Origin of the sequence: Bacillus thermotolerans, assembly GCF_000812025.2 — a bacterium.
Lineage (GTDB): Bacteria > Bacillota > Bacilli > Bacillales > Domibacillaceae > Quasibacillus > Quasibacillus thermotolerans.
Genome location: NZ_JWJE02000001.1, coordinates 14,002 through 29,880 on the forward strand (window position 1 = coordinate 14,002; position 15,879 = coordinate 29,880).

General features: G+C 47.2%; 18 protein-coding genes and 1 riboswitch. Of the genes, 17 read left to right on the top strand and 1 reads right to left on the bottom strand.

The window, feature by feature from the left end:
• Positions 1 to 94: 94 nt before the first annotated feature.
• The 11 genes from QY97_RS00075 (at position 95) to thiE (ending at position 9,476) form a co-directional block, all read left to right on the top strand.
• Positions 95 to 1,021, top strand: coding sequence for a superoxide dismutase (locus QY97_RS00075; protein WP_232506202.1), 927 nt, complete (start codon positions 95 to 97; stop codon positions 1,019 to 1,021).
• Between the two features lie 53 nt (positions 1,022 to 1,074).
• Positions 1,075 to 1,184, top strand: a riboswitch (TPP riboswitch).
• A 64-nt stretch (positions 1,185 to 1,248) separates the two neighbouring features.
• The gene (thiW, locus tag QY97_RS00080; protein ID WP_039231666.1) at positions 1,249 to 1,746 is read left to right on the top strand and encodes an energy coupling factor transporter S component ThiW; all 498 of its coding nucleotides are present in this window, start codon (positions 1,249 to 1,251) and stop codon (positions 1,744 to 1,746) included.
• A 28-nt stretch (positions 1,747 to 1,774) separates the two neighbouring features.
• Positions 1,775 to 3,049: an acetylornithine deacetylase gene (locus tag QY97_RS00085; RefSeq protein ID WP_039231671.1), complete on the top strand. Its 1,275-nt coding sequence runs from the start codon at positions 1,775 to 1,777 to the stop codon at positions 3,047 to 3,049.
• Between the two features lie 30 nt (positions 3,050 to 3,079).
• Entirely contained in the window at positions 3,080 to 3,754 is a 675-nt protein-coding gene (gene tenA, locus QY97_RS00090) for a thiaminase II (RefSeq protein WP_039231674.1), read from the top strand.
• Positions 3,747 to 4,523, top strand: a complete 777-nt coding sequence (locus QY97_RS00095) for an ABC transporter ATP-binding protein (protein ID WP_039231676.1) — start codon at positions 3,747 to 3,749, stop codon at positions 4,521 to 4,523. Before tenA ends, QY97_RS00095 begins: the two co-directional genes overlap by 8 nt.
• On the top strand, positions 4,520 to 5,266 hold the full coding sequence (locus QY97_RS00100; protein WP_039231678.1) for an ABC transporter permease: 747 nt from the start codon (positions 4,520 to 4,522) through the stop codon (positions 5,264 to 5,266). Before QY97_RS00095 ends, QY97_RS00100 begins: the two co-directional genes overlap by 4 nt.
• Positions 5,263 to 6,261, top strand: coding sequence for an ABC transporter substrate-binding protein (locus QY97_RS00105; protein WP_039231681.1), 999 nt, complete (start codon positions 5,263 to 5,265; stop codon positions 6,259 to 6,261). The genes QY97_RS00100 and QY97_RS00105 overlap by 4 nt, the downstream gene beginning before the upstream one ends.
• Before the next feature lie 74 nt (positions 6,262 to 6,335).
• Positions 6,336 to 7,148, top strand: a complete 813-nt coding sequence (locus QY97_RS00110) for a uroporphyrinogen-III synthase (protein ID WP_039231683.1) — start codon at positions 6,336 to 6,338, stop codon at positions 7,146 to 7,148.
• 31 nt (positions 7,149 to 7,179) lie between these two features.
• Positions 7,180 to 8,010, top strand: coding sequence for a hydroxyethylthiazole kinase (thiM, locus tag QY97_RS00115; protein ID WP_039231686.1), 831 nt, complete (start codon positions 7,180 to 7,182; stop codon positions 8,008 to 8,010).
• Positions 7,997 to 8,818: a bifunctional hydroxymethylpyrimidine kinase/phosphomethylpyrimidine kinase gene (gene thiD, locus QY97_RS00120; protein ID WP_039231688.1), complete on the top strand. Its 822-nt coding sequence runs from the start codon at positions 7,997 to 7,999 to the stop codon at positions 8,816 to 8,818. The genes thiM and thiD overlap by 14 nt, the downstream gene beginning before the upstream one ends.
• Positions 8,811 to 9,476: a thiamine phosphate synthase gene (thiE, locus tag QY97_RS00125; RefSeq protein ID WP_039231691.1), complete on the top strand. Its 666-nt coding sequence runs from the start codon at positions 8,811 to 8,813 to the stop codon at positions 9,474 to 9,476. Before thiD ends, thiE begins: the two co-directional genes overlap by 8 nt.
• 52 nt (positions 9,477 to 9,528) lie before the next feature.
• On the opposite strand, the gene QY97_RS00130 is transcribed toward thiE, so the two are convergent.
• The gene (locus tag QY97_RS00130) at positions 9,529 to 10,263 is read right to left on the bottom strand and encodes a YqjF family protein (RefSeq protein WP_039231693.1); all 735 of its coding nucleotides are present in this window, start codon (positions 10,261 to 10,263) and stop codon (positions 9,529 to 9,531) included.
• 132 nt (positions 10,264 to 10,395) lie between these two features.
• Between QY97_RS00130 and QY97_RS00135 the strand changes: the two genes are divergently transcribed.
• From QY97_RS00135 to QY97_RS00155, 6 genes are all read left to right on the top strand, one after another.
• The gene (locus tag QY97_RS00135) at positions 10,396 to 11,163 is read left to right on the top strand and encodes a TraR/DksA C4-type zinc finger protein (protein WP_039232177.1); all 768 of its coding nucleotides are present in this window, start codon (positions 10,396 to 10,398) and stop codon (positions 11,161 to 11,163) included.
• A 3-nt stretch (positions 11,164 to 11,166) separates the two neighbouring features.
• Positions 11,167 to 11,325: a hypothetical protein gene (locus QY97_RS20350; protein ID WP_156994574.1), complete on the top strand. Its 159-nt coding sequence runs from the start codon at positions 11,167 to 11,169 to the stop codon at positions 11,323 to 11,325.
• Positions 11,326 to 11,527: 202 nt separating this feature from the next.
• Positions 11,528 to 12,127: a DedA family protein gene (locus QY97_RS00140; RefSeq protein WP_039231696.1), complete on the top strand. Its 600-nt coding sequence runs from the start codon at positions 11,528 to 11,530 to the stop codon at positions 12,125 to 12,127.
• A gap of 92 nt (positions 12,128 to 12,219) precedes the next feature.
• A complete protein-coding gene (locus QY97_RS00145; protein WP_039231700.1) occupies positions 12,220 to 12,606 on the top strand; it encodes a VOC family protein in 387 nt (128 codons plus the stop codon).
• Between the two features lie 117 nt (positions 12,607 to 12,723).
• Positions 12,724 to 14,901 (top strand): malate synthase G, encoded by a 2,178-nt coding sequence (locus tag QY97_RS00150; protein ID WP_039231703.1) that lies wholly within the window; start codon positions 12,724 to 12,726, stop codon positions 14,899 to 14,901.
• Between the two features lie 126 nt (positions 14,902 to 15,027).
• Positions 15,028 to 15,795 (top strand): IclR family transcriptional regulator, encoded by a 768-nt coding sequence (locus QY97_RS00155; RefSeq protein WP_039231705.1) that lies wholly within the window; start codon positions 15,028 to 15,030, stop codon positions 15,793 to 15,795.
• Positions 15,796 to 15,879 lie beyond the last annotated feature (84 nt).

Consider the following 15,879-nt stretch of genomic DNA (forward strand, 5'->3'; position numbering starts at 1 on the left):
AAGACAGAATAAAAAGAAATTGCTTGGAACGGGAAGAATGAACGCCTTATCACGGCTCGCATACATTAAAAACAGATAGAAAGGGGGAGAAAAGGTGGAGAAATATCTGGAATACCTGCAGCAGGCTAAGAAATGGTGTGATGAATTGCTTCGTATGCCGCAGGAAGCAGGGCAAATGGTCTTAATTGAGAGATGGAAGGCTAAAATTAATGAGATAAATGATCGGCTGGCTAAGGATCTTGAACGGGATGAGGTGCTTGAGATAGACCGGGAGCTTCAGGCATTAAATGAAGAATGGCAACATTTCTACAGAGAAATGTATGATAAGCCTAAAGAAGCAGGTGAAGAGGAGAGAGAGGAAGCATCAACTGCCGTCCCCATTGGAGGGCATAAGCTTCCAAGATTGCCTTATGCTTATGATGCACTTGAACCTTATATTGATGAGACAACGATGCGACTTCATCATCAAAAGCACCATCAAAGCTATGTCGACGGTTTAAACAAGGCCGAGAAAGAATTAGCTAAGGCACGCAGAGCCAATGACTTTGCCCTTGTAAAGCATTGGGAGAGAGAGCTGGCTTTTAACGGGGCCGGACACTATTTGCATTCCATTTTTTGGCGAATCATGAATCCTCGCGGAGGCGGGAAGCCGACTGGAGAATTAGAGAAGGAAATCAACCGAACGTTTGGAGGGTTTTCTGCCTTTAAGGAGCACTTTTCAAAGGCAGCCGAAAACGTGGAGGGAGGGGGCTGGGCGATTCTTGTCTGGTCACCTCAGGCGGGCCGGCTAGAGGTGCTGCAGGCGGAAAAACACCAAAACTTAAGTCAGTGGGATGTTGTACCGCTGCTCGCACTGGATGTATGGGAGCATGCATATTATTTAAAGTACCATAATAAACGAGCTGATTATATTAAAAACTGGTGGAATGTCGTCCACTGGGAGGAAGTCAACCGACGATTAAGAGAGGCGAAAAGAAGAGAAAGAGTAGAAGATTTAAAACAAAGTGAAGATTCTAAGTGAAAGGTCTTCCCATAGACAGATATTCATTCTATAATAGAGATCAAATTGAATAAAGCAACTGCTAGAGGTGCCGTGAAACGGCTGAGAGAAAAACAATCAAGTTTTTCAACTCTTTGAACCTGATCTGGATGATGCCAGCGTAGGGAAGTGGTTTAACCAATGGTAACTATTTCATTTACGAAGCCGGACTCTGATCAGAGTCCGGCTTTTTTGTTAGGGGGAATGATGTGAATTCATTGCAAAGGTTAGCCTATATGGCTCTCTTTACGGCGATTGCTGTCTTCGGGTCTTCATTTATCTGGTTTCCGGCCGGCATAGCAAAGGCTTATCCGGTCCAGCATGCTGTCAACGTTATCGCGGGCGTACTGCTTGGCCCGGGACCAGCCGTCGTTATCGCTTTCGTTACCGGCTTAATCCGAAACATAATGGGTACGGGCTCGCTATTAGCCTTTCCTGGCGGTATGATCGGTGCCTTTCTGGCCGGCTATATCTACCGGAAGACAAAGCAGAAGTGGAGCGCGTCAGTTGGGGAAATAATCGGTTCGGGGGTGCTTGCTTCTCTATTTTCGGTTCCTTTCGCAAAAGTGTTTATGGGAAGCTCTGCAGGTGCCTTCTTTTTCATGCCGCCTTTTTTAGTCAGCAGCGTATCAGGCTCCATTATTGGCTATGTGCTTGTAAAAAGGCTTGTAAAAGCACGGGCATGGAAATATCGGCTCGACCATTAAAGCAAAAAACTGGAAAGGAGGAAAAAAATTGAAGCCATCCTTAGAAACATTACTGAAAGAAGTAGATAAGAGAGAAGAAGAGCTGGTTAACTTATTAAAAACGCTTGTCGCTTTTCAAACACCGGCACCACCTGCAAGAAATACGGCGGAGGCACAAAGCTTTGTTGCTGCCTTTCTAGAGGAATGCGGCTTCACGGTTGATCGTTGGAATATATATCCCAATGATCCGAATGTCGTTGGCACTTTAAAGGGAAGCAGCGGAGAAAGCTACAGAAGTCTGATTATTAATGGACATATAGATGTAGCGGCTGTAGAGGCGGACGAGCCTTGGGAGGAAGAGCCGTTTCAGGCGGTAGTAAAGGATAACAAGATTATTGGAAGAGGCGTTGCTGACATGAAAGGGGGGCTTGCTGGAGCGTTGTTTGGCATCAAGCTTCTTCGTGAAGCGGATATTTCATTGCCAGGCGACCTTATTTTTCAGTCGGTGATCGGAGAAGAAGTAGGAGAAGCCGGTACGCTGGAGTGCTGTAGGAAGGGCTACAAGGCTGACTTTGCGTTAGTCGTAGATACAAGTGATTTACATATTCAAGGACAGGGCGGTGTGATTACAGGCTGGATTACTGTTAAGAGCGGCCAGACATATCATGATGCAACAAGACGCAGTATGATTCATGCCGGCGGTCAGCTGTTCGCCGCAAGTGCCATTGAGAAAATGATGAAAGTGATAGAAGGATTGCAGGAGCTCGAGCGTCATTGGGCGGTCACGAAAAGCTATCCAGGCTTTCCGCCGGGAATGAATACGATCAATCCAGCGGTTATCGAAGGCGGGAGGCATGCCGCCTTCATTGCTGACGAATGCCGGCTCTGGATTACCGTTCACTATTACCCGAATGAAACGTATGAGCAGGTAGCTGCGGAAGTAGAAGAGCACATCCGGTCGGTTGCCGAAGGAGACGTGTGGCTAAGGGAGAACCCGCCGTTGTTTGAATGGGGAGGGGCTTCCATGATTGAAGAACGGGGAGAAATTTTCCCCTCTTTTGAGGTAGATACGCATCACAAAGCTGTTGAAATGCTTTCTCGAGTTCATCATGAAGTGCTGGGACATAAGGCGGTCATCGATGTCTCTCCGACCGTGACCGATGGCGGATGGCTGGCGGATGCCGGAATTCCAACAGCTATTTATGGTCCGGGCGATCTGCAGAATGCCCATTCGGTCAATGAGCAGCTGTCGCTTGAGCAGTTAAAGGAGTATACCAAGGTTATCCTTGCATTTATGTATGAATGGTGCCACACGAAAAGATAAGAGAAAAAGCCATCTAGGGAGGAGAAGAGTATGAAATTCAGTGAAAGGTTACATGAAAAGCTGCAGCCTATTTGGAGGAAAAACCATAGCCATCCGTTTGTAAGAGAAATGGGAGAGGGTACGCTTGATCAACAAAAATTCCGTTTTTATATGGTACAGGATTATTTATATCTAATTGATTATTCAAAAGTATTTGCCCTTGGAGCAGTGAAGGCCAACGATGTGGAAACCATGGGGAAATTCGCTTCTCTTCTTCATTCCACACTTAACTTTGAAATGGAGCTCCACCGTAAATATGCTGCCCGCTTCGGTATTTCGGAAGAAGAGCTAGAAGAGGCAAAGCCGTCTCCCGTTACGCTTGCTTATACGCATTATATGCTGTCTGTGAGCCAAAACGGCACGCTCCCTGAGCTCATTTCTGCCCTTCTTCCTTGTGCCTGGAGCTATTGGGAGATCGGCAAAGAGTTAAGCCAGATACCAGGCACAAGTAAGCATGAGTTCTATGGCGACTGGATTAATATGTATGCATCTGAAGAGTTTGGTGAGATGGCAACCTGGTGCATTGAATTGTTGGATGAACACACGGCCGGCAAAAGCGAAAAAGAGCTTTCAAGGTTGGAAGAGATCTTTCTGAATACGACCCGCTTTGAATATATGTTTTGGGACATGGCTTACAACGAACAAATGTGGCCTGGCGATGAGTAAGCAGGTTCTAGCGTTTCAGGATGTGTCTTTTTCCTATCAGGATCAACAGCAAAACCGCTCCATCCCCGTGCTTCATTCATTCAGCACGCAGGTATATGACAGGGAATTTATCACGATTATCGGAGCAAGCGGGTCGGGGAAAAGCACATTGTTTCGGCTGATTGCCGGCCTAGAAGAGCCGGATAGCGGGAGTATTCTGATTAACGGAAAGAAATACAAGAGCCGCCTCGGCCAAACGGGATATATGCCTCAGAAGGACTTGCTGATGCCTTGGCGGACGATCGAAGAAAATGCAGCTCTTCCGCTGGAGCTGAGAGGATGGCGCAAAAAGGACATCGAGGAAAAAGTAAGACCGCTTCTTGAAGAGTTTGGCCTTTCCGGAGTGGAGGATCATTTTCCACATGAGTTGTCAGGCGGTATGAGGCAGAGGGTATCCTTTCTGAGAACGGTATTGAGCGGATCAAATATCCTATTGTTAGATGAACCCTTTAGCGCGCTTGATGCGATCACGAAGCTATCGATGCAGGAGTGGCTGCTAGATCAGTGGGATAAGCGAAAGGCGACTATTATTTTTATCACACATGACGTGCAGGAAGCACTGCTGTTATCCGATCGGATTTTAATTTTTGCAGAAAAACCCGTCTGTTCGCTGCAGGAGGTCGCTGTACCGCTTGCAAGGCCGAGAAGGTTAAAGGATTTAGATGATCCCGCTGTTCTGGAGCTGAAGGATCATTTATTGGCACAGCTGAGAGGGAAGGTGGGGACATGAGTCGGACTATTTGGCCGCCCGCTTTCCTGCTGGCTGCCTTTCTTCTTGGATGGGAAGCGATGGCAAGAAGTGTTAATAAAATGTTTATCCTTCCCTCTCCAACAAGCATTATACGTAAGCTGTGGGAACTAAAAAACCCGCTGTTTCTGGAGCATTTGCCGGCGACGCTTGCCATTGTTGTTATCGGTTTGCTTATTTCCATTATTGTAGGTATAGGAACAGCGGTATGGATGAGCCTTAGTCCATCCGTGGAAAAAGCGCTGTATCCGCTGATTATTTCCTCGCAAATGATCCCTATCATTGCTCTGGCTCCGATCTTTGTGCTTTGGTTTGGTTACACGATCTGGAGCAAAGTCGTCGTCACAGTGTTGATTACTTTTTTTCCGATTACGGTGAATACGTTTGATGGACTCAAGTCAGGAAGCCGGGAGCTCAATGAACTTATGTTAACAATGGGGGCAAGGAAACAGGACATCTTCTTCAAGCTGCTTGTCCCTTCTGCTTTGCCACATTTCTTCTCAGGGTTGAAGGTCGCTGTTACGTTAAGCGTGATTGGCGCTGCTATTGGAGAGTGGCTCGGAGCACAAGCGGGACTCGGATACTTCAGCCGCCGAATGATGACACAGTTTGATGGGGCAGCGGTTTTTGCCCCAATTGTTCTATTATCTACAATTGGTATTTTGTTATTTCTCATAGTGAAATGGCTTGAAAATCGAATGTTGAAATGGAGGAAACATAAATGAGAAAGTGGCTATACGCTGCAATAGTCCTGCTGCTTGTGGGATGCGGCAGTGAGGAGGCAAATGAAGCTGTTCCGGCAGGAGAGGAAAAGAAGGAGAAGGTGACGGTCATGCTTGACTGGTACCCAAATGCTGTTCACAGCTTTTTATACACAGCGGAAGAGAAAGGTTATTTTGAAGAGGAAGGAATCGATGTAGACATTCAGTTTCCAGCTAATCCGACGGATCCCATTAACTTAGCTGCCGCCGGAAAAGTGACGCTTGGCATCACTTATCAGCCCGATGTTATCGCTGCAAGAACGGACCAGGGAGTGAATGTCAAGTCGGTTGGCGCCATCGTGCGTTCTCCGCTTAACCATGTTGTGTTTTTAAAGGACAGTCCGATTCAGTCGCCTCAAGATATGGAGGGAAGAACTGTTGGATACCCGGGGATCCCGTTAAATGAAGCGATCATTGAAACGATGGTCAAGCATGACGGCGGAGATCCGGAAAAAGTGAAATTGACGGATGTGGGCTTTGAATTAAATTCGGCCGTTGTTACAGGCAATACGGATGCTGTCGTTGGTGCTTATATTAACCATGAAGTACCGCTATTAGAACATGAGGGGTATGAGGTCAGCTATCTTAATCCAACAGACTACGGTGTGCCAAGCTTTTATGAGCTTGTGGCTGTAACAAGCGATCAAACGTGGGAGGAAGAAAAGGAATCAATCCAAGCCTTCTGGCGAGCAGCTGAGAAAGGGTTTGAATTTATGGAGAGCCACCCAGATGAAGCGCTCCAAATCCTTTTGGACAAGCAGGACGCATCTAATTTTCCTCTCATAGAGGAGGTAGAGAAGGAAAGTATAGAGGTCTTGCTGCCTAAAATGAAATCGGAGACCGGATTCGGCAGCCAAACGAAAGAAGCATGGGAAGAGACCGCTGAATGGATGAAAGAAGCCGGTCTTGTGAAAGGTGAGCCTCAAATAGAGGAGATGTTTGTCAACCCTATAGAGTAAGAAAAAACCATGTAAACGAGGTGGTTTAATGAGATCATGATAAAATAAAGGGAATTTAGAAAGGGGAGAGACAGATGGGGAAAGGACTTGAGAATAGAAAAGTTGTTATAGCGGGCTCACGAAAGACCGAAGAGATGAGCGCATTAATCCAAAAGCAAGGCGGAACGGCACTTATCCGCCCACTGCAGGGGACTGTATTTTTAGCGGAGGAAACATTAGCCCCTGAGCTCGAAGAACTGCTTAATAGACAGCCGGATTGGATCATTTTAACGACTGGCATCGGAACAGAAGCGCTCGTGAAAGCTGCCGAGAGTATGGATAAGAAAGATGAGCTGCTGGAATTGATGCAGCAGGCAAACCTGGCTGTAAGAGGCTATAAAACGGTTGGAGTATTAAAACGGTTAGGCCTGACTCCAGCAGCTTCAGATGATGATGGCACCACAGCGGGTTTAATTCGTGCCATTCAGAATGAAGAGCTGCAGGGCAAGCGGGTAGCAGTCCAGCTCCATGGAGAAAAGGCCCCGGCCTTAATGGCTTTTCTTGAGGAAAAAGGAGCCTTTATTCAAACGTTAATGCCGTATCGCCACCATGCCCCTGACGCAGAGGTAGTAAAGCAGCTTTTTGAGGAGATTCTTCAGCAGCAGGTGGACGCCGTTTGTTTTACGACAGCAATCCAGGCACGATCACTCTTTCATTACGCCAAAGAAACGAAACAGCAGCAAGCCTTATTAGATGCTTTTGCCTCAGGAACGATAGCCGGAGCGGTCGGAAAAGTAACAGCTGAAGCGCTGACGGAAGAAGGCGTAAGTCGTATCGTCGTTCCGGGACTTGAGCGGATGGGAGCCTTAATTATAGAGCTGTCCCGGTATTATGACCAGCAGAGCTAGGGGTTAATCAGCATAGAAGGAGAGAGACGAAATGAACGGAGAACAAATCATACAAGCGTTGGCAGCCGTCCGGCATCAGCGTCCGCTTGTACATAACATTACGAATATGGTTGTTACAAATTTCACCGCGAATGGCCTGTTAGCTCTGGGTGCTTCACCTGTCATGGCGCATGCAAAAGAAGAAGCTGGAGACATGGCTAAAATAGCCGGAGCCCTTGTGTTGAATATAGGCACGCTGGATGAACAAAAGGTAGAGGCCATGATCCTTGCGGGCAAAGCAGCGAATGCAGCTGGGGTGCCTGTTGTTTTTGATCCGGTCGGTGCGGGCGCTACACCTTATCGAACAAAGACAGCCCTTCGCATAATGGAAGAAGTAAGGATGACTGTGCTGAGAGGGAATGGTGCCGAAGTTGCGCATATGCTCGGAAAAGCGTGGGACCTGAAAGGGGTAGACGCAGAAGAAGGTGATGGCAATGCTGTAGAGCTGGCGAAAGAAGCTGCAAATAAGTGGGCAACGACAGCGGTAATCACAGGAGCGGCTGACGTGATTGCCAGCGGGCAGGAGGCTCTTCTTGTGTACAATGGCCACCCGATGCTTACGAAAGTTACCGGTGCGGGCTGTTTGTTAAGCGCTGTTATTGGTGCTTTTTGTGCGGTGGATGATCAGGCAGCGCGTGCAGCTGCCAGTGCCGCTGCTGTATATGGAGTGGCAGCTGAACAGGCGATGGCTGTTCGGGGAGAGGAAGGACCGGGCAGCTTTCAAATAGAGTTTCTGAATCAGTTAGCTAAGGTCGACAAACAGGCTATTCAAGCCTATGCAAGCATCAAAAGGGACGGAGGGGAAGAGGATGAGAGTCAGTAAAGCTCTAACAATTGCCGGTTCAGACAGCGGAGGGGGAGCAGGGATTCAGGCAGACTTAAAAACCTTTCAGGAGCTGGGCGTATTTGGCATGTCTGCGCTCACAGCGGTAACAGCACAAAATACACTTGGCGTTCATGGCGTTTATCCGATGACACCCGAGGCAGTAGAAGCTCAAATTGAAGCAATTGGCGAGGATATGGGAACAGATGCAGTTAAGACAGGCATGCTTTTTAGCGGGGACATTATTCGGGCAGCTGCACGGCAAATTGAAAGATACAGCTGGTCAAAAGTTGTCGTGGATCCGGTTATGATCGCTAAAGGCGGTGCCTCTCTTTTGCAGGAAGAAGCTATAAAGGCACTGAAGGAATCATTGCTTCCGCTTGCTATGGTCATTACGCCAAATATTCCCGAAGCCGAGGTCATCACGGGAATGGAAATTAAATCGCTTGATGATCGGAAGAAAGCCGCTGAAATACTGTGCCAATCAGGGGTGTCTTATGCGGTTATTAAGGGCGGCCACGCGGGTGACGGCGAGGCACTTGTTGATCTATTGTATGATGGGCAGGAGTTTACGACATATACGAGCAGACGGCTGCCTACAGCCAATACGCATGGCACAGGCTGCACATTCGCAGCGGCTGTTACGGCAGAGCTGGCCAAGGGAACAGAGGTCAAACAGGCTGTTGAAACAGCGGTTCAATTCGTTCATGCAGCAATTGAAGCAGATATGCATATCGGGAAAGGCTACGGGCCAACTAATCATTGGGCGTATAACAGACAGCGGAAGGAAATGAGTATGTATGAGTAGAATAAGTGAACGGCAAACAAGAGAGGCCCTGGCGGTTTACTTTATTATGGGCAGTACGAATTGCCTGCAGGACCCGGTGAAGACGCTTGAGGAAGCAATTAAAGGCGGCATCACGCTGTTTCAACTTCGTGAGAAAGGCCCTGGCGCATTAACGGGCAAAGCAAAAGAAGCTCTCGCGCTAAAGCTCCAGGAGGTTTGCCGCAGGCATGGCGTGCCTTTTCTTGTGAATGATGATATTGAGCTGGCTGCGGCTATTCAGGCGGATGGAGTGCATATCGGCCAGGAAGACGAGCCGCTTGAAGCTGTGCGTGCACGGTTCCCGGATAAGATCATCGGCGTCTCTGCTCATACGTTGGAAGAAGCCGGGCAAGCGGCTGCGGATGGAGCTGATTATTTGGGCATGGGTCCTGTTTTTCCAACATCAACGAAGCCAGATGCTAAGGCAGCCCGCGGCACAGAATTGATTAAAGCGGTACGCCGATCCGGTCTTCAGCTGCCGATTGTTGGCATCGGGGGGATTACACCCGCAAACGCTCGTGTAGTCGTTGAAGACGGAGCAGACGGTGTCTCTGTCATTACTGCGATCAGCCAGGCTTCCTCTCCTCTGCAAGCAGCTCATGAGCTGAAGAGAGCGGTTGAAGATGCACACGTGAGATAATATTTATTGCTAGTGAGTCTACTGACTGCTTGGCGGATGCCAGGCAGTTTTTTTATGCCTTTTGTGGTGGAAAGAAGACCGCTTCCTTTCTGTCTGCGAAGTGTGCAATCGGCTCCTTTATGAACAGGCTGCGTGGCAGAAAGGAAGCAGCTGTATTGAACTGAATGTCTGCTTTAGCCTCCTGGAGCTTCCATGGTGTGTGGTGTATACAGCTCAGAAATAGCTTGTTCAGTCTTTTAGTGAATAAGGCGTAACGCTCAATTGTCCAGTGTTCGAATGCACCAGGCTCAGCAATATAGCCGACGGAGACGGGTGTATAGGATATGTCCAGTTCTTCCCGCTTCTCTTTTGTGACGCACGAACTTTGAAAAAAATAAGCGGTTTGGGAGCTGAAGGACATATCGGCCTTTCGGAACGGGAGTCCATACAAGGTCCGGGCACCGAGAATGGATGGGAGGTGTGTAACATCTAAGCTGAAGAAGTAAACAGCAGGTATGCCCTTATGCTGTACGTACGTACGGATATTCAGCTGAGGGAAGGGCCGCAGGAATTGAAGCGGCAATAAAGAACGAAACTTTGTTTCTTGTACTTGAAACGTCACAAGGCCAATCCAGGCGGTTCCTTCATATGTATCGACCGTGAGCTCTTCAGGCAAAAAGCGCTGTAATTGGACGGCATTTACCGGCCAATGCATGAAGAGAACATGAGACCAGGTTTGTGCCATTATCCAAGGAATATCAGGCAGAGGCGCTGTACGGTGAGTAATGTGTGAAAAGGCTTCATGCATGGAAAATCCTCCCTTATTAAAGCAGTTATTTTTATTATTCACTATCACTTGCCTGCTGAAACAGTGAATATGTCTTCTTTTAATGAAGTTGGCGATTTTGACTCATACTACACTCAGAAGGAGGTGTGTGCTATGCTGACGTCTGAACAAATCTCCCGAATGAAGGAACAGCTTCTGCAGGATAAGCATAATCTTGAAGCTCGTCTTGAGGATAATCATCACTTCGATTTAGAAAGAGGGCATTTTCATGAATCGATGGGAGAGCTGTCGAGTTACGATAACCATCCGGCTGATGAAGGAACAGAGCTGTATGAGCGGGAGAAAGACATTGCACTCAATGAACATGAAGAAGCAACGCTAAAGCAGATCAATAAAGCGCTGACTGCAATAGAGCAAGGGAATTACGGAAAATGTGAGGTATGCGGCAAGGATATCCCTGCTGAGCGGCTCGAGGCTTTACCTAATACTACCTACTGTCTTGATCATACGCCAGATAAAGTGGTGTCACATGAGCGGCCTTTAGAGGAAGGCGTCCTGATGCCGCCGTTTGGCAAGTTCGACTTTGATGACAGTGCAGATGAATCGGCTGCTTATGATGCAGAGGATGCATGGCAGGAGGTAGCCCAGTGGGGAACATCAGAATCTCCGTCAGATTTCGTAAACCCGCCATCTCACTATAATGACACATATATAGAATCAGATGAGAATGTCGGCTATGTGGAAGACATTGAGAATTTCGCGGCTGTGGATCTCCATGGAAGGAACATTATGATTTATCCGAATGAACAGCATGAGCGCTATGAGGATGAATTGGATGAGGAAGGAATCATGACTTCGTTTGGCAACTTGCCAGCTTTTGAACACGATCCGTATGTGGATGAAGAAGAACAGGAGCGATAAGAAATGGTCAACACTGATTTTGAATCATTCAGAAAGCACCAAAAGGCACACAAGCCTGAGTACGTCGGCAGTACGAAGAAATCGCCGGCTGTGGATGATGCCAGGGCAAACGGTCCGGAGGATACAGACCTGGCGCCGGGGGCTACCGGAAGAGAGAAATAGAGTACGGGCCTTGAGGTCTATTGTTTATGAACATTAGGATAAGGGTACACTTTTACTACGATAAGAAAAACATTGGTTGGAAGTCATTCCTGTGGAGGGGAATGGCTTTTTTCGTGGATGCCGCTTCTAAATTGGTTTTCCATTTTATATTTTATATAATAAAAGAAACCTAGACTTTATGATGGATTGCTGGGAGGCGGAGGTGGCCAACATTGAAAACTTCTCACTAGAATACTTGTATGAAACATTTGGCTATTTGGGCTTGTTGATGTATGGATGGATTGGCTTCATGGGTTTGCCGCTGCCAAATGAAGTGATTGTCATGACAAATGGCTATATGGCAGGAAAGGGGATATTCCACCCTCTTTTAGCCTATATTTGTACGTATATGAGCATCGTGGCCGTTCTATGTACCAGCTTTACAGCCGGGCGTCTCTTTTCCCGGTTATACAGTCAGCCGCTTAAGAGCAAAAAGTTCCAGCAAAGCCGGAAACGGCTGGAGGCTTATGGAAAGAAGGCACTTACGCTTAGTGTATTTATTCCGGGATTTCGCTTGTTAATCCCGTGCGCCGCCGGCTACAGCCGCTTCCGGTATGCTGACCTTGTTAAATATTCACTTTTCCCTAATGCGATATGGACTTCTTTTTACTTCACCGCTGGCTTCTTCTTTTTCGAGAAGCCGAATCCTAGAAGCTGGGATACTGGCTTTCTCCTAATAGGACTGGCGATCGTCTGCAGCTTTTTTATTCTCCGCTACCTTTTTAAGAAAGCTTCCAAGCTTAAGCAATCTACCCGAGGATAAACATAGACAAAGAGGCCGCTCTAAAAACGGCTTCTTTTTCTTTTCATCAAAGTGATACAATAAAATGGATACATACTTAAGGAGGGACTGACATGATCAGCAAAATGGAGCATACCGCTATCATTGTTTCAGATATGGATCGCTCAATCGCTTATTATGAGAGCATGTTTGGCTTTAAGGTTCGGCTTCGCGGAGAGAACAACACGCGTGAAATGGCTTTTTTGTACCTCGAACAGCAGCCGGGCATGGAAATTGAGCTGATCCGGGATATTGATCCAACGATGAGCTATAGCAGTACCGGGCTCGTGAACCATTTAGCTTTCACGGTGCAAAACATAGAAGAAGCTATTTTTCAATTCAGGGAGAAGGGGATAGAGTTTTTATCCCAAGAGCCTAACCCTACACTTGAAGGAGGCCGGATGATCTTGTTTCACGGGCCGAATGGCGAATTGCTGCAGCTTGTAGAAAGGGCTCAATAAGCATGCAGGAAACTAATTTTTAAAAATTAGTTGAAATTTTTAAAATTTCGTGCTAATCTTTTTTTAAATGATTTATGGAACAGTGTTTGGTAATAAGAAACGAAGGGGAGGATACAAATGTCAAACTACATACAAGCGGGAGCATTACAGGTAGATCAGCGGTTATTGCAGTTCATCAATCAAGAAGTACTGCCTGGAACAGGTATAACCGAGGCAGATTTCTGGAAAGGTTTCAGCGGTATTGTAGCTGAATTTGGACCGAAGAATCGCGAGCTGCTAAAGAAAAGAGATGAACTTCAAGAGAAAATAGATACATGGCACCGTGAACATGCTTCCTTCAGCTTTGAAGAGTATAAGTCTTTCTTACAGAGTATTGGCTATATCGAACCAGTTAGTGAAGACTTTGAAGTGACTACAGAGAATGTGGATGAAGAAATTGCTTTGCAAGCCGGGCCTCAGCTCGTTGTCCCAGTAGACAATGCACGCTACGCCATTAACGCGGCAAATGCGCGCTGGGGCAGTTTGTATGATGCACTTTATGGCACGGATGCTATTCCTGAGACAGATGGTGCGGACAGAACAAAGGAATATAACCCCATTCGCGGTGAAAAGGTCATTGCATTTGGCCGTAAATTTCTTGACCAGGCAGCACCGCTTCAGGCAGGCTCTCATAGCGAAGCGGTTAAATATGCGGTTGTCAGCGGACAATTAATTGTGACGCTGAAGGACGGTACAGAGACAGGGCTGCGCCAGCAAGAGGCATTCCAAGGTTTCCAAGGAAGCGAATCAGTACCAGCCGCTATCCTCCTAAAAAACAATGGGCTTTATTTTGAGATTCAAATTGATAAGAATGATGCAATCGGTCAAACAGATCCAGCTGGTATTAAAGATATTTTAATGGAAGCGGCCCTTACAACCATTATGGACTGTGAAGACTCCATTGCGGCAGTGGACGCTGAAGATAAAGTTGCTGTCTACCGCAACTGGCTTGGATTGGTGAAAGGGGATTTAACAGCTTCTTTCCGGAAGAACGGCAAAGAAATGACACGCCGATTAAATGAAAATCGCCGCTATACATCAGCAGATGGCAAGGAGCTCGAACTTCCAGGCCGTTCACTAATGTTTATTCGTAACGTGGGCCATTTGATGACTGCGAACGCTGTGCTTGATGAAAATGGCAATGAAGTGTTTGAAGGCATTCTTGATGGAGTGATCACGAGTGCTATCGCTAAGCATTCGGTTATTGGAACGTCCAAGCTGAAAAACTCCCGAAAAGGATCCGTTTACATCGTTAAGCCGAAGATGCACGGCTCAGAGGAAGTTGCTTTTGCCAATGAGCTGTTTAACCGAATTGAAGACCTGTTAGCTTTGGAACGAAACACGTTAAAGATCGGAGTGATGGACGAAGAGCGCCGCACGTCTCTTAACCTAAAGAATTGCATCCGAGAAGTGAAGGAGCGCATTGTCTTCATTAACACAGGATTCCTTGACCGCACAGGAGATGAAATCCATACTTCCATGGAAGCGGGCCCCGTCATCCGGAAAGGCGAAGTGAAGTCCTCCGTGTGGCTCTCAGCCTACGAGAAGTCTAATGTAAAGACTGGCTTGAAGGCCGGTTTGCAGGGCCGGGCGCAAATTGGTAAAGGGATGTGGGCTATGACAGATTTGATGGCCGACATGCTTGAGCAGAAGGTTAATCATCCAAAAGCGGGTGCGAACACTGCGTGGGTGCCATCGCCTACCGCTGCTGTGCTTCATGCTCTTCATTATCATGAGGTCGATGTAAAGGCTGTTCAAAACCAATTAAAGCAGAACACAGGAGATTACACAGATGAAATTTTGAACATCCCGTTGGCAGAAAACCCAACCTGGAGCGAAGAAGAGATCCAGAAAGAGCTTGATAATAACGCACAAGGTATTCTCGGTTATGTGGTACGTTGGGTTGAGCAGGGAGTCGGCTGCTCAAAAGTACCAGATATCAACGGTGTTGGTTTGATGGAGGACCGGGCGACACTGCGTATTTCGAGTCAGCATATCGCTAACTGGCTGCGCCATGGCGTTTGCTCGGAAGAACAAGTGATGGAAACGATGAAGCGGATGGCCAAGGTGGTAGACCAACAGAATGCAGGGGATGCGGCCTATCGTCCAATGGCACCTAATTACGAGGAATCCGTGGCATTCCAGGCTGCTTGCGACCTCGTATTTAAAGGCAAGGAACAGCCGAATGGCTATACGGAGCCTATCTTGCATAAGCGCCGTCTAGAAGCAAAGCAGAAATACAGTATTACTCAGTAAGAATAGTTAAGGCCCTTAGCGGTGAAGAAGGCTGGCCCGTATGAGTGGCTGGTCTTTTTCTTCTTCCCTAAATAGTAGTATGATGGATAACAGAGCAAAAGTTAGTGTCAGAAGGGAGGTTGCCTAGTGGAAAGAGAAAACGTTGTGAAATCTGTCGCACGGGCTCTGGATATTATTGAACTGGTCAGCAGTTCAAAGCAAGGTATGGGCGTGTCGGAAATCTCCAGGCAGATGGACATAAATAAGAGCTCGGTGTTTCGAATTTTATCTACACTGAGCCAGTATGGATATATTGAGCAAAATGAGGAAACGGAGAAGTACCGGCTTGGCTATCGCTTTCTTCATATTAGCTCTAAGTTACTGGACTCTATCGATGTACGTGCAGAGGCTTTGCCAATCTTAAAAGAGCTGGAAAGTGAAACGAACGAGGTCGTTCACCTGGTCGTATACGATCAAGGGGAAGTAGTATATATTGAAAAGCTTGATGGCGATGAAACACTGCGCATGCATTCGAAGGTCGGCAAGCGGGCGCCGGTTCACTGTACATCTGTCGGCAAGGCCATTATGGCATATTTACCGAGAGAGGAAGTCCAATCCATCATCGAACGAAAAGGACTGCCGGCACACACGGCCCATACGATTGTAGAAAAGGAAATTCTTCTGAACGAGCTGGATGAGGTAAAGAAAAAGGGGTATGCATTCGATCTGGATGAAAACGAAGAGGGCATCCGATGCGTAGCGGCTCCGGTATTCGATCATACGGGAGCTGTCGCCGCTGCAGTAAGCATTTCGGGTCCTACCATGCGTATGACAGATGACAGGCTGCGTGTATTAAGCGAACGAATGGTTCGAGCGGGACAGGCCATCTCCGAGCGGCTCGGTTGCAACAGCTAAAAAAATAGACTTTGTTTATATTTCCAGGCACCTTAATCAGGTGCTTTTTTTATTGTGTTTGTTTTATAACTGTTATACTATATA